Annotated in this window: 11 protein-coding genes; 8 read left to right on the top strand and 3 right to left on the bottom strand. The window is 56.8% G+C overall.

The features are described from left to right. Positions 1-7: 7 nt before the first annotated feature. Complete coding sequence (locus E3E42_RS08805) at positions 8-529, bottom strand: GbsR/MarR family transcriptional regulator (RefSeq protein WP_167904368.1); 522 nt, start codon at positions 527-529, stop codon at positions 8-10. Positions 530-628: 99 nt separating this feature from the next. Between E3E42_RS08805 and E3E42_RS08810 the strand changes: the two genes are divergently transcribed. The 8 genes from E3E42_RS08810 to E3E42_RS08845 are packed head-to-tail and all read left to right on the top strand — an operon-like array spanning position 629 to position 10,914. Beyond that, positions 629-2,896, top strand: coding sequence for a hydrophobe/amphiphile efflux-3 (HAE3) family transporter (locus E3E42_RS08810; RefSeq protein WP_206206080.1), 2,268 nt, complete (start codon positions 629-631; stop codon positions 2,894-2,896). Beyond that, positions 2,893-5,250, top strand: a complete 2,358-nt coding sequence (locus E3E42_RS08815; RefSeq protein ID WP_167904170.1) for a COG1361 S-layer family protein — start codon at positions 2,893-2,895, stop codon at positions 5,248-5,250. Before E3E42_RS08810 ends, E3E42_RS08815 begins: the two co-directional genes overlap by 4 nt. Before the next feature lie 49 nt (positions 5,251-5,299). Then, positions 5,300-6,205 carry an LEA type 2 family protein gene (locus E3E42_RS08820; RefSeq protein ID WP_167904172.1) on the top strand — a complete coding sequence of 302 codons (906 nt, stop codon included), beginning with the start codon at positions 5,300-5,302 and terminating at the stop codon, positions 6,203-6,205. A gap of 43 nt (positions 6,206-6,248) precedes the next feature. After that, positions 6,249-6,767, top strand: coding sequence for a DUF3201 domain-containing protein (locus tag E3E42_RS08825; protein ID WP_167904369.1), 519 nt, complete (start codon positions 6,249-6,251; stop codon positions 6,765-6,767). A gap of 9 nt (positions 6,768-6,776) precedes the next feature. Then, entirely contained in the window at positions 6,777-7,928 is a 1,152-nt protein-coding gene (locus E3E42_RS08830; RefSeq protein WP_167904174.1) for an RsmB/NOP family class I SAM-dependent RNA methyltransferase, read from the top strand. Positions 7,929-7,930: 2 nt separating this feature from the next. Beyond that, positions 7,931-8,956, top strand: a complete 1,026-nt coding sequence (locus E3E42_RS08835; protein ID WP_167904176.1) for a lysylphosphatidylglycerol synthase transmembrane domain-containing protein — start codon at positions 7,931-7,933, stop codon at positions 8,954-8,956. A gap of 39 nt (positions 8,957-8,995) precedes the next feature. Then, the gene (locus tag E3E42_RS08840) at positions 8,996-10,081 is read left to right on the top strand and encodes a lysylphosphatidylglycerol synthase transmembrane domain-containing protein (RefSeq protein WP_167904178.1); all 1,086 of its coding nucleotides are present in this window, start codon (positions 8,996-8,998) and stop codon (positions 10,079-10,081) included. Beyond that, complete coding sequence (locus E3E42_RS08845; protein ID WP_167904180.1) at positions 10,078-10,914, top strand: NAD(+) kinase; 837 nt, start codon at positions 10,078-10,080, stop codon at positions 10,912-10,914. The genes E3E42_RS08840 and E3E42_RS08845 overlap by 4 nt, the downstream gene beginning before the upstream one ends. 54 nt (positions 10,915-10,968) lie before the next feature. On the opposite strand, the gene E3E42_RS08850 is transcribed toward E3E42_RS08845, so the two are convergent. Both E3E42_RS08850 and E3E42_RS08855 read right to left on the bottom strand, forming a co-directional pair. Further along, positions 10,969-11,766: a DUF835 domain-containing protein gene (locus E3E42_RS08850; RefSeq protein ID WP_167904182.1), complete on the bottom strand. Its 798-nt coding sequence runs from the start codon at positions 11,764-11,766 to the stop codon at positions 10,969-10,971. Beyond that, positions 11,757-12,734 carry a bifunctional N(6)-L-threonylcarbamoyladenine synthase/serine/threonine protein kinase gene (locus E3E42_RS08855; protein ID WP_167904184.1) on the bottom strand — a complete coding sequence of 326 codons (978 nt, stop codon included), beginning with the start codon at positions 12,732-12,734 and terminating at the stop codon, positions 11,757-11,759. Before E3E42_RS08855 ends, E3E42_RS08850 begins: the two co-directional genes overlap by 10 nt. Between the last annotated feature and the right edge of the window lie 4 nt (positions 12,735-12,738).

A 12,738-nucleotide genomic window follows, 5' to 3' on the forward strand; every position in this document is an offset into this window, starting at 1 on the left:
TTTAAAGCTACCGCTTTTCACCCGATTCGAGGCAGTTGAGAAGCCTCTCAAGGACCTCCTCATCCTCATGTTCCATCAGGAACTTCAGAATCCTGCCGGCGAGTGCGTTTCCCTCCATTGCAAGTGCGATGCTTTCGCGTATTGACTCAGCCTCATCCCCTTCTTCGCCCTCGAGTTCCAGCAAAGCCCTCTCGAGGTTGGCCCTCGTCTGCTGTATGTCCTCCATTATCTTCATGTAGTAGGCGGCCTGACGCCAGTCCTTCAGGAGCTTGGTGGCGCGGTAGTAAGCCTTCTTGTCGCCGGGCTTCTTTATCCTCACCACGAGCCCTATGCGCTCCATAAACTTGAGGGCGGTGCTCACGTGGGAGAGCGAATAGCCGGTGGTCTCCGCAATCTCACCCAGGCTCATCGGCTCGCTCGCAAGGAAGAGAACCCCGTATATGTACCCGTAAAGCTCGTTGAAGCCGAAGCGTCTCGCGGCCCCGGCAAAGTGCTCCATGACTATCCTCTTGGCCTCCTCAATACCCATCGTCCGCACCTCGATTTCATCCGTGGCCTCTGACAAAAGGTTTTTAAGTTCTACATATTTAAAACTTTCGGAAGTTTCCGAAAGTTTGGAGGTAAGCTAATGGACGTGCTCAGGGGGGCGGCGAGGGTTATAGTCAGGTACAGGGTTGCCTTCGCGCTGATAGCACTGTTTCTGCTAGTCGTCTCCATCTATGGAATGAGCCAGCTTCGCTTTGAGAGCGACCTCAGCTCAATGCTCCCCGAGGGCAACCCGGCCATAGACGACTACAACGCCCTGCAGAACGAGTTCCAGAGCGGCGACAGCACGATAATCGTGGTGAAGATAAACTCAATCGAACCGGGCGGCGTTTACGACATCCGCGACCCCGGGGTTATAGAGGCAGTTTACGAGCTCGAGCAGCGGCTCAGGGAAAGGGAGTACGTAACGGACACCATCAGCATAGCCGACGTGTACATGCAGGTCCTCGGCAGGCTCCCCCGGACTGAAGAGGAGGCCAGGTTCGTCCTCGACATGCTCCCGCCGGAGCAGAGGTACTCCCTGGTCAGCAGGGACTACACCATGACGATGATAGTGGTGACAATAAGCAGGGAGAAAAAGACTGAGACGCTGGTGAGGGTGTACGAGGGAGTGCAAAAGGACATGGAGATCGTCAAGTTTCCTCAGAACGTTGAGGTAATTCAGACAGGCAACATAGGCATAACCTACCGCATCCTCCAGCTCCTCCAGAGCGATCTCAACAAGACCATGGCCATATCCTTCATCCTCGTCATCGCGCTCCTGCTCTACTTCTACCGCTCCCCGGTAAAAGCCGCCATCCCCCTCATTCCCCTCATCTTCGGGGTGGCCATGACGCTTGGATTCATGGGGCTGGCGGGCATTCCCCTGGATCTGGCGACGACCACGATAGGCGCGATGCTCATCGGTATGGGAATAGACTACGGCATCCACGTCACGAACCGCTACTACGAGGAGAGGCGCAACGGCAGGGACATCGAAGAGGCCGCGGCGGAGGCGGTCGCCGAAACGGGGAAAGCACTCCTCGGCGCGGCGCTTACAACGATAGCGGGCTTCGCGGCCATGTACCTCTCCACCCTCCCCATGCTCCACAACCTCGCAACCACACTCATCCTCGGTCTGAGCCTGGCGGCCCTCAACGCCGTTGTGATAACCCCCGCGGTCATAATTCTGGAGGAGGACGTTATGAAGAAGCTGGGGGGACACTACGTTGCCCCAGAGGTGCGTTCGAGCTCGGGATTCATAGGAAGTGTCTTCCACTCCCTTGGGAAGGCGATAAAGGCAAGGCCCCACGCGTTTCTCGGGGCGGTTTTTCTGGTCACCCTGATCTTCGCCTACGGTGTGACGCAGGTTACAACCGAGGTGAGGCTGGAAAAGTTCATCCCCCCAGGAATGCCCGAGATAGAGGCACTCATGGACGTGAGAACTGAGTTTGGGGGCCAGGACGAGCTGTACGTGCTGGTGAGGGCGGACGACGTTAGGAACCCCGCCATCGTGAGGGCCATGTACCGCTTCGAGAATCAGGTGAAGGCGGACTCCTACTACAACGGGGTTTTCAGCTCCGAGAGCCTGGCCGACGTCGTTTACAGGCAGTACGGCTACATTCCAAACGACGATGAAAAGATAAAGGAGGCACTGGCCTCATACCAGGGATCCGGCCTGGTCTCATCGGATTACTCAATGGCAGTGATCAAGTTCACGGGGGACTTCGGCGGTGCGAGTATGGACGAGTTCAGGAGGATAATGCGCTATTTCGAGGATGAGACCGCGCTGGCCCAGGGGACGGAGTTTCCGCCCGGGGTGAGGCTGGCCCTGACCGGCGACCTGTACCTGAACTACGTCCTCGACCAGCTCACCAGCGTTGAGATAAACCGCATCTCCACCTACGGAACGATCTTCGTTGTCCTCATCGTCATGCTCCTCTTCAGAAGAGTCCGGGTGGCCCTGGCAATGATAACCCCCATGTTCCTCGGGGCGCTCTGGACCGTGGGCTTCATGGGGCTCGCGGGCATTCCATTCACCCAGAGCCTCGCGGGGGTTATATCCATGATAGTCGGCCTGGGCGTCGATTACGGCATGCACCTCACCCATCGCTTCCTGGAGGAGATGAACGAGGGCAGCACGCGGCCGATAGTCACGGCCGTAGGGAGCGTCGGGCCTGGCATACTCGCAGGTGCGCTGACGACCGCGGGAGGATTTCTGGCGCTCCTCGCGGGTGAGCTTCCAACGATACACGACTTCGGGGTAACCCTTGCCTTTGGAATATTCGCCTCGATGATGGCCACGTACCTCGTCACGCCCGCGCTGCTGCAGGTCTTCTACGGACGGAATATCGGAGGTGATAGGGAATGAAAAAGGCCGCGCTCATGGTCATTTTAATGCTCATTCTCCCGCTGGGAGGAAAGCCTGCCCTTGCAACGTACGAGGCCCTCCTCTTCGACGGATACATGGATAAAGGGGAATCGATCCTAGTGGGGCCCCTCGTGATAACCCTGGTGGACACGACGGTCAACTACACCACGGGGGATGAATACGCACTGTTCATAATAACAAAGGACGGTCAGCTAATCGGAGGAGAGTACGTCACCATATACGTCCCGGATCCCGAAAAGATGGCACGTCTTCTGGCAAATCCGGAGTTCCTGGTAGCCCTGGCCGAAACCCGGGGCTATGACGTGGAGGAGTGCGCGGGATACGTGAACGACACCGCGGAGTTCAACGCCTGCCTGCTGGCCAATGCCTACGGCTTCTACCAGTGGCTCAACCACGCGTCCCCCGAGGAGATAGCAAAGGCGGTTATGCAGACCATAGACGAACATCCGGAGCTTGGAATAACGAAGGAGGACGTTACCAAACCGATAACATACCCCAAATCGATGCCGATCAAAGAGGGCGATACCGTGGAGTTCACTGTGGATAACAGAACGGTCACGCTGAGCGTTCCTGAGGTCTACCCCAACGTCGCCAGGGTGATTGTGAACGGACCTCCCCAGTGGAAGGGAGCCACGGCCCCCGGAAACATCGTATCGACCGTCAGGATCACGGAGTACGTGCATCCCGGGGACACAGCGACGGTGGAGGTAACGCTGAAGAACGAGGGTGCCACAAAGGCCAGATACGTTAACGTCTTCGTATCCCCCGAGCCAATAGCGTTCAACAACACCCCCTCCCTCGCCAGCGGTCTCTCCACGGTTCTCTCCCAGGAGGTCTTCTATCCAAAGTGGAGCTCGGTCCAGTACGTGGAGTACATCGAACCCAAGGGGAGCACCACGCTGACCTTCAAGATTAAGATAAACCCCAACGCGGACGTCGGGATATATCCAGTGTACGTGGGCATCATCTACTTCACCGGGATAGGAGAAAACATGCGCATGGTCCAGTCATACAACGTGGTCGCGCTGAGGATATATCAGAAGCGCAGTGCGTTCGTTGAGATAACCAGGGTTGAGACCGAACCGATGGAGATAAGCCCCGGAGATACCTTTACCGTGCGCTTTACCCTGGAGAACCCCGGCGCCGAGCCGGTTAAGGCCCTCAGCCTGAAGATAAGCTCATACAAAGTGCCCGTCCAGGGAGAGATAAAGAACGTTGATCTCTCGGCACTCTCGCAGCTTCCACTGCAGGGGAGCGAGCAGCTCAGCGGAAGCCTTCAGGACGCGCTCAATCAGATAATGGCCCAGCTCGCCAAGCAGAACATAGAGGCATTCCTGCCCATTGGAGAGGACAACGTGAAGTACGTGGCGGAACTTCAGCCGGGGGATAAAACGACCCTCGAGTTCAGAATCAAGGCCAACGACAGGCTGGAGAACGGCATATACCCGCTCAGGATAGAGCTGAAGTACCTCACCGAACCGAACGAGGAGGAGATAACCGACGAAAGGCTGGTGGGAATAGACGTAACCGGAAGGGCGCAACTGATACTCTCAAAGGTCTCAACGTCCCCGGGCAAGATAATCCCCGGAACCGACAACATCGAGGTGAGCTTCCAGGTGGACAACGTCGGGACCGGGACTGCAAGGACAGTGACAGTGAAACCAATGCCGGAGTGGCCCTTCTCACTCAGCGAGAGCAGCGAGCAGATGCTCGGCCTCGGAAGCCTGGGGAAAGGTGACTCCGCACAGTCATCCTTCAAGATAAACGTCGCCAATAACGCCAGTTCGGGAACCTACGAGATACCGCTGCTCGTGACCTACACCAACGACCTTGGTATAACGAAGAACGTCACGCTCAGGGTTCCGGTCATAATCGGCGCGAAGCCGAACATCGAGGTGGTCGGGGTACGCTTCGACCCCGAACCCCTCCAGGGAGAGGCCGTCAACGTCTACATCAAACTGAAGAACACCGGCGGCGAGAAGGCTACAAGCGTTCTCATCGAGGGCGTCGTGAAGGCGGATCAGCCCTTCAGCCTGGACAAGAGGACGGATTACATCGGCGATCTCGCCCCGGGGGCGGTCGGGGAAGGCGTGATAGTCCTCAGGATAGACAAGAACGCGATACCCAAGGACTACAGCATAGGACTGCGGATAAGGGCCGTCGGTGACCCCAACCAGGGGGACGACAACGTCTACGTCTTCGAGAGAACCGTCGTCATGACCGTGGGGGAGAACACGAAGACCGAGAGCAACCTCAGAAACCTGGCGATCGCCATCGGGGTCCTGGTGGTTGTAGTGGTGCTCTACACGTACATGAGGGGAAGGAGGAAGTGAGCGGTAGCTTTAAACGGGCTTTGAATATAGAAATCCAAAGGTGGGAGAAATGAACCTCAAGTACCTCCTCCTCGGACTGGCGTTAATCTTCATCGTCTGGGTGGGCTACGTCGCCTACGCGGCCTACACCCTCAGCCCCCGCGTTAGCGCCCAGTGGGGCTACGTGGACGAGGAAACAACCGAGATATGGATAGACGCAAAGCTCAACAGGCCCCTCCTCATCCCCGCCTCGATAGAGAACATGACCATAGAGTTCACCGGGATACCCATCGCACGGGTCGAGAGGTTCGACTACAGCGCAACCGGCAGTGACGTGAGCATGGTTATGGCGATCGACAACCACAACCTCGTTCGCTCCCTCGCCAGGTACCTCGATGATGGACAGCGGGGCACGGTTCTCATAACCCTCCACGGGAAGCTCCTGAAGGTGATACCCGTCGATGCGGACATTCGGCAGGAGATAAGCGAGAACGTGCTGGCGTACCTCAACCTCACCGCGGAGAGCAGGGAGCTCGCGGGGGGACTGGTCAAGAGCCCGGCGCTGGTTGAGACGACCTTCGACTGGGCCGGTGAGAGGGACGGAAAGGCCGTTATCATAGCCCATATGAAGTTCTACAATCCCAACCGGTTCCCGGTTCCGGTGAGCAACGTGAGCTTCGACGCCTACGCCAGCGGTATTAGAATCGGCTACGGGAAGACCATCAAAGGGGCAATCATACCGGCCAACGGTTACGCGACCATCGACGTCGAAACCTACATCGAAGAGGACTCCCTGCCGAAGGTCTGGGCGATACACATCAAGAGCGGTGAGGTCAGCAAGGTCAGGGCGGATATATTCTTCGACCTGAACGTTATGGACCAGCACTACAGCGTGAAACTCGCCAGCTACGAAGAAACCATCCAAACAGACATAATGGGCGAGCTCAACAGGATGCTCGGGGATATGCTCGGATGAAAGTTTTTAAGGGGCCTTTCTTTTTCCCTCTCTGGTGGGAAAAATGAACGTGAGAGAGATTCACGAATTCCTCAACGAGATGTGGGAGAGCATATTCATCCTCAACGAGGAGCTTAAGCTCGAGCTCCCTAGAGAGGGCTTCAGGGTAGAGGACGTTGAGGAGGCCTTCGGTGCATACCTCTTCCTGGACGGTGAGTGGAGACTCATGAAGTACCCGCACCCGGCCTTTGAGATAAAACCCCAGATTGAGGCTGGCGCGACGCCGGAGAGCTACTACTTCGTCGTCGCCGTTCCAAAGGAAAGGATAAGCGAGAACTTCGTGGGTCTGTTCGTTGAGATATTCCCAAGGAGCTTCATATACGGCGCCCGGGATTTCCTCAGCGACGTATACAACTGGAGGCGCGACGGAAGGGCCTCCCCGACCGAGATACTGGAGAAAATCGAAGGGAGCAGTGAAAACCTCTTCCAGTTCGAGGCGAACTTCGGGAGCGCCGGGGCACTGAAGCAGGGGATTCTGAGGCTGATAGACCTCGGAAAGCGCTTTGAAATCTTCGACCTCTGAGGTGTCGCCATGAAACCGGAGGAAGCATTTCCTGAAGAGCTCAGGGAGTACTACCGCAGCCTTTTTGGGGAGGAAGCGGAGGATATAATGGCAGCCCTCAGAACGCCGGTGGAGAAGTACTACATACGGGTGAACACCCTGAAGACGAGCAGGCAGAAGCTCATGGGAATACTCAGGAAGGAGGGCCTCAAGCCAAAGCGAAGTCCCTACCTCAGGGAGGGGATATACTTCGAGCGCGAAGGCCCAAACTTCCCGGACGACTACGAGCCCGGCCTCCCTGTCGTCCGCGCCAACAAGTTCGCGAGCGAGAGCGTCTATCAGGGTGCGATGCTCTACGCGCCAGGGGTTCTGCAGGCGGACAAAAAAATCAAGCCCGGTGACGAGGTCGAGATACGCGACCCGAGGGGACTGCTCGTCGGGATAGGAATAGCGAGAATGAGCGCCAAGGAGATGATAGTTTCAACCAGGGGCCTGGCGGTGGAGGTCACCCTGCCGAAGTTCAAGCTTCCGAGCCTCAGCGAGCTTGAGTCCTTTAGAGAGGGCCTCTTCTACGCCCAGAGCCTGCCCTCGATGGTGGTCGCCCACGTTCTGGAACCGGGCGAAGAGGAGCTGATAATCGACATGGCGGCCGCCCCCGGCGGTAAGACGAGCCACATCGCCCAGCTGATGCAGAACAGGGGCGAGATAATAGCCATCGACAAGTCGCGCAACAGGTTGAAAAAGATGGAGGAGGAGCTGGAGAGGCTCGGCGTAAAGAACGTTAAGCTGATCCACATGGACTCAAGGAAGCTCCCGGAGCTGGGAATCGAGGCGGACAAGATACTGCTCGACGCACCGTGCACCGCTTTGGGAATAAGACCGAAGCTGTGGGAGAGCAGGACGCCAAAGGACATCGAGGCCACCGCACGCTACCAGAGGCACTTCATAAACGCCGCCATAAAATCCCTCAGGAAGGGCGGTGTTCTCGTCTACTCGACCTGCACGCTCAGCTACGAGGAGAACGAGGCCAACGTAAAGTACATCATGAGCAAAGGTTTAAAGCTCGAAGAGCAGAGCCCCTTCATAGGTTCGAGCGGTATGGGAATTGACGAGGTTCAGCGCTTCTACCCCAACAGGCACCTGACCCAGGGCTTCTTCATAGCCCGATTTAGGAAGGTGTAGCGATGGAGTGGAAGAAGTACTCCCTCCTGGGCCTCGGTCTGCTCATAATAATCCTCCTGGTCTGGTGGGCCGGCCTAGAGGACGTCATCGAGATACTCAAGACGGCCAGGCTGAACTACTTCCTCCTGGCGGTTCTGGCCTACGTCGCGGCAGTCATCATGTGGGCGCTGCGCTGGCGCGTCCTGTTAAAGAGCCTCGGAATTAACGCCCCATTCAGAACGATAGTCGCGGGTCTCTTCGTGGGCGTCTTCATAAACAACGTAACCCCCGGCGCCAGGGGCGGCGGCGAGCCCGTCAGGATGTACTACATCTCCAAGCACACCAAGCAGCCCTACGGCCACGTTTTTGCCACCGTGATGATGGATAGAATAATGGACGTCATCCCGGTCGTCGTCATGCTCCTTCTCGCCACGGTCTACGTCTACAACCTCGGCTCCTTCTCGCTCACTCTGACACTGCTCCTCCTCAACGTATTCTTCGCCATAATAACCCTCGCCACCGTTGGGATACTCCTGAGCGAGAGGAAGACGAAGGGAATCCTTTACTGGTTCTACCGCCTCTTCGGCAGGATAATGCCCAAGAAGGCAGCCAAGTACGAAGAGAAGTTCGTCCACGCCGTCGAGGTGAGCGTTCCCCAGTTCCAGGAAAACTTCAAACTCCTGATGAGGCACAAGGTGGCCTTCACGCTGTCCCTGATTTACTCCTTCGCCTTCTGGTTCCTCGTCCTGCTCCGCTCCTACTTCATCTTTATCAGCATAAACAGCCCGATAAGGCTCCTCGATGTCATGGTCGTCCAGATGATAGGCATAGTGGTGGGAATGTTCATGATAATCCCCGGCGGAGCGGGAATAATAGAGGCCATAAACTCGGCCGTTTACGTTCTTCTGGGCATAAACAAGGAGATAGCAGTGACCGCAACGTTGCTGGAGAGGCTGATATCCTACTGGGCGCCAACGGCGATAGGAGGCGGTATAATGACCCACTTTGGCATCAAGGTGAGCGAAGAGAGGAAGGAGGAAAAGGTATAAATCCAATGCCTTAGTAGTTCAATGTTAGCGGTGTTGGGAATGGACAAAAAGAAAATCGCATTCTTCGCCGGCGCACTTATAGTAATCGGCGCCCTGATAAATTGGGCCGGAGCCCAGGGAATAGCCGAAATCCTCCGGGATTCGGACGTTAAGTACTTCCTCCTCGCCATCCTCGTTTACGTTCTCACCCTGGTCACCTGGGCGCTCCGCTGGAAGGTTCTCCTCAAGGGGCTCGGGATAAAGGTCTCGTTCAGGGCAGTTTTCTCGGCCATATTCGTCGGGATGTTCTTCAACAACATCAGCCCCGGTGCCAAGGGGCTGGGGGAGTTCATAAGGGTCTACTACCTCGCCAAGAGGGCGAAGAGCCCCTACGGGCCGATGACCGCGAGCGTTATGATGGACAGAATTCTCGACCTGGTCCCCATCGCCGTGATGATGGTAATCGCGACCCTCCACGTCTACCGGCTCGGCGAGACCGGTCTTACAGTCCTTATAATAGTGCTCGACGCTGTTCTAATGGCCTTCTCCGCCCTCGTGATAGGCCTCCTCATGAGCGAAACCAGGGCCCCCGGGGCCGTCTGGTGGATTTACCGGCTCTATCACAGGATATCCGCCGGAAGGGCCGAGAAGCGCAGGGACTCCTTCCGGAACATTGCGGAGGTGACCATTCCCAGGCTTCAGTCAGACTTCAGGATTCTCTCACAGGACAAGATAGCAACCGCCGTGGCGCTCTTCCACTCCTTCGTTTACTGGGGCCTGACGATACTCCGCTACTACCTCGTCTTTCTTGCAATACGCTATCCGATAGCCTCGATGGACATAACCGTCGTTCTGGTAGTGTCCATGGTCGTCGGGATGTTCGCAATAGTGCCTGGAGGGGCGGGAATAATAGAGGCCGTCAACTCCGCGGTGTTCATCGCACTGGGGATAAACCCGGAGTACGCGGTCACGGGGGTTCTCCTGGAGAGGCTGGTATCTTACTGGGGGCCGACAGTTGTAGGCTCCTTCGTGACCGCTGGCTATGAGGCAGAGGTTCCCGAGGAGGAGCTTCCGCTACCGGCCCCGGATGGGGAAACACTGAAGAAGAGGGAAGAGGAAAATAAGGGGGAAAGGGATGGGTCATGAAGTTCGGGATAGTGGCCAGGCGGGACAAGAAGGCGGCACTCAAACTCGCCTACCGCGTCTACGACTTCCTCAAGGTCAGCGGGTACGACGTCTGCGTGGACAGCGACACCCACAGACACCTGCCGGAATTCGAGGAGACGGACGTCTGCCCGCTTGAGGACTTCGACGTGGACTTCATCATCGTTATCGGCGGCGACGGGACCATACTGCGGGTCGAACACAGGACAAAGAGGGAGATACCGATCCTCGGAATAAACATGGGTACGCTGGGATTCCTCACGGAGGTCGAGCCCCACGAGGCCTTTTTCGCCCTCAGCAAGCTCATAGAGGGGGACTACCATATAGACGAACGCATAAAGCTGAGAACCTACCTCAACGGGGAGAACACTGTTCCAGACGCCCTCAACGAGGTGGCGATTCTGACGGGAATCCCGGGAAAGATAATCCACCTCAGGTACTACATCGAGGGCGGGCTGGCGGACGAAATCCGGGCCGACGGCCTGATAGTCTCGACGCCGACGGGCTCGACAGGCTACTCAATGAGCGCTGGCGGTCCCTTCGTTGACCCCCGCCTGGACGTGGTCGTTATAGCCCCCCTCGCCCCCATAGCGCTGAGCTCCAGGCCGATGATAATCCCATCCTACAGCACGATAGACGTGAGGAACCTCGCCCTCGAGAGGGAGATAATACTCGCCATAGACGGCCAGTTTTACACCTACCTGAAACCGGAGACGGAGATAACGATAAAGCTCTCACCCAGGAGGACAAAGTTCGTGCGCTTCACGGACGAGGTCTATCCAAAGTACACCGCAAGACTGAAAAACAGGTTTTAACCCTTCGGGCAGGCAACTCCCCAAATCCCCTCAACACAGCCATCGGGGAAAACATCACAGGGGTTCGAATTCTTTGAGTAAAAACGATTTTTCGCGGGGCGAAATAACCGCGTCGTCCACGAACACCATGAGCGTAGCGTTGAACGCCATCAGGTAGTCCTTGACGTTCACCAGAAACTTGAAGACCGTCCTGAAGTCGTTGTAGAGCAGGAGATATTCTACAGAGTCTATAACGACGACGGATCCGGGATTCTGCTGAACGAACTGGAGTATGCTGTCCTGAAGGAGGTGGAGGGCCGTGGGGGGGATACCCCCGGAAACCTGAGTTATCCAGACCGTCTCAACGTGGCCCCTATTGAAACCTTCGTACAGGTCAGGGGCGCGGGTAACAGCAAAAATCGGAAAATCGGCACTTTTGAGAAGTTCTATGATATCCGCAAGCCTATATCTGGAGAAGATAACGTAAGCACTCATCGACAGTGGGGACTTACCCGGGGAACTGCGAACCCGAACTTTCGGCTTTGAGCCAACCTCCACGGCAATGGACGGCATGTACCTTCTCTCAACCAGTGTAATGTAATGCACCACCGAGTAGATAACACCGAGTATGGACACGAAATAGAGGGCCCATTCAATGGTATAAAAAGTATCCCCGCAGCAGAAATCATCGATGACGTCAAGGAGCCTCCCGACCTCAGCAAGCAAAAGAAACACAAAGGAATATTTTATCAGAATATTAAGCTCCGAGTCATACTTACCCATACGGCGATACAGAAAGATCACAACGTAACCAATCGCGAGCAGAAGGACGAGGTCCATCCCCAACGTGTACCACGGAACTATCAGCCCCATACTACCTCCACCTCATCGGTGCGGAACTTCTGATGCACCACGGTGTCCTCCAGCGAGAAGCGCACCCCCCCGCGGTACATTCTCAATCCGGTGTAGGCGATCATCGCCCCGTTGTCCCTGCATAGGTCGTAGGGCGGAACGAAGAAGTCGATACCCCTGTCCTCCGTCATCACTTTCAGCATCTCGCGGAGGCGGTTGTTGGCGGCGACGCCGCCGACTAGGACGACCTCATCCTTGCCGGTGTGAGCAACGGCCCTCTCAGTCACCTCGACGAGCGCCGAAAAGGCCGTTTCCTGGAAGGAGTACGCCAAGTCCTCCACGCGGTACTTCCCGGTTCTGTACTTCCTAACGGCCTCCGTGAGTATCCCCGAGAAGCTCAAATCCATCCCCTTAACCGCGTAGGGGAGCTCTATGTACCTCTCTCCCCTGAGGGCGAGTTTCTCAATCTTCGGCCCACCCGGGAAGCCTATTCCCAGCTCCCTCGCGAAAGTATCTATCGCGTTGCCTATGCCTACGTCGAGGGTCTCGCCGAAGACGCGGTAGCGGCCGCCTTCAAGAGCAAGAACCTGCGTGTTCCCGCCGCTGACGTAGAGGCCGACGGGGTCCCTAACGCCGAACATCTTGGTTATCTCCACGTGGGCGATGCAGTGGTTGACGCCGATTATGGGCTTCCGGTATTTTATCGCCAGCGCCCTCGCCGCCGTGGCAACAACGCGGAGACACGGCCCCAGCCCCGGCCCCTGGGAGAACGCTATAACGTCAACGTCCTCCATGTCTATTCCAGCCTCGTCAAGGGCCCTCCTGAGAAGGGGCTTTAGAAGCTTCGAGTGATGTTCAGCCGCCTCCTTGGGGTGTATTCCGCCCTTCTCGGTCGTGAGAGTGTGGAATACGTTGGCCAGAACCTCTCTCCCGGTAACGATGCCTATGCCAAGAGTGTGAGCGGTACCTTCTATACCGAGCGCGATCATAGCG

It is taken from the genome of Thermococcus sp. JdF3 (genome assembly GCF_012027495.1).
Taxonomy (GTDB): domain Archaea; phylum Methanobacteriota_B; class Thermococci; order Thermococcales; family Thermococcaceae; genus Thermococcus.

Bases quoted from the DNA above. Each gene is read 5' to 3' on its own strand.
- E3E42_RS08805 (WP_167904368.1), bottom strand. From the start codon at position 529: ATGGGTATTGAGGAGGCCAAGAGGATAGTCATGGAGCACTTTGCCGGG.
- E3E42_RS08810 (WP_206206080.1), top strand. From the start codon at position 629: ATGGACGTGCTCAGGGGGGCGGCGAGGGTTATAGTCAGGTACAGGGTT.
- E3E42_RS08815 (WP_167904170.1), top strand. From the start codon at position 2,893: ATGAAAAAGGCCGCGCTCATGGTCATTTTAATGCTCATTCTCCCGCTG.
- E3E42_RS08820 (WP_167904172.1), top strand. From the start codon at position 5,300: ATGAACCTCAAGTACCTCCTCCTCGGACTGGCGTTAATCTTCATCGTC.
- E3E42_RS08825 (WP_167904369.1), top strand. From the start codon at position 6,249: ATGAACGTGAGAGAGATTCACGAATTCCTCAACGAGATGTGGGAGAGC.
- E3E42_RS08830 (WP_167904174.1), top strand. From the start codon at position 6,777: ATGAAACCGGAGGAAGCATTTCCTGAAGAGCTCAGGGAGTACTACCGC.
- E3E42_RS08835 (WP_167904176.1), top strand. From the start codon at position 7,931: ATGGAGTGGAAGAAGTACTCCCTCCTGGGCCTCGGTCTGCTCATAATA.
- E3E42_RS08840 (WP_167904178.1), top strand. From the start codon at position 8,996: ATGGACAAAAAGAAAATCGCATTCTTCGCCGGCGCACTTATAGTAATC.
- E3E42_RS08845 (WP_167904180.1), top strand. From the start codon at position 10,078: ATGAAGTTCGGGATAGTGGCCAGGCGGGACAAGAAGGCGGCACTCAAA.
- E3E42_RS08850 (WP_167904182.1), bottom strand. From the start codon at position 11,766: ATGGGGCTGATAGTTCCGTGGTACACGTTGGGGATGGACCTCGTCCTT.
- E3E42_RS08855 (WP_167904184.1), bottom strand. From the start codon at position 12,734: ATGATCGCGCTCGGTATAGAAGGTACCGCTCACACTCTTGGCATAGGC.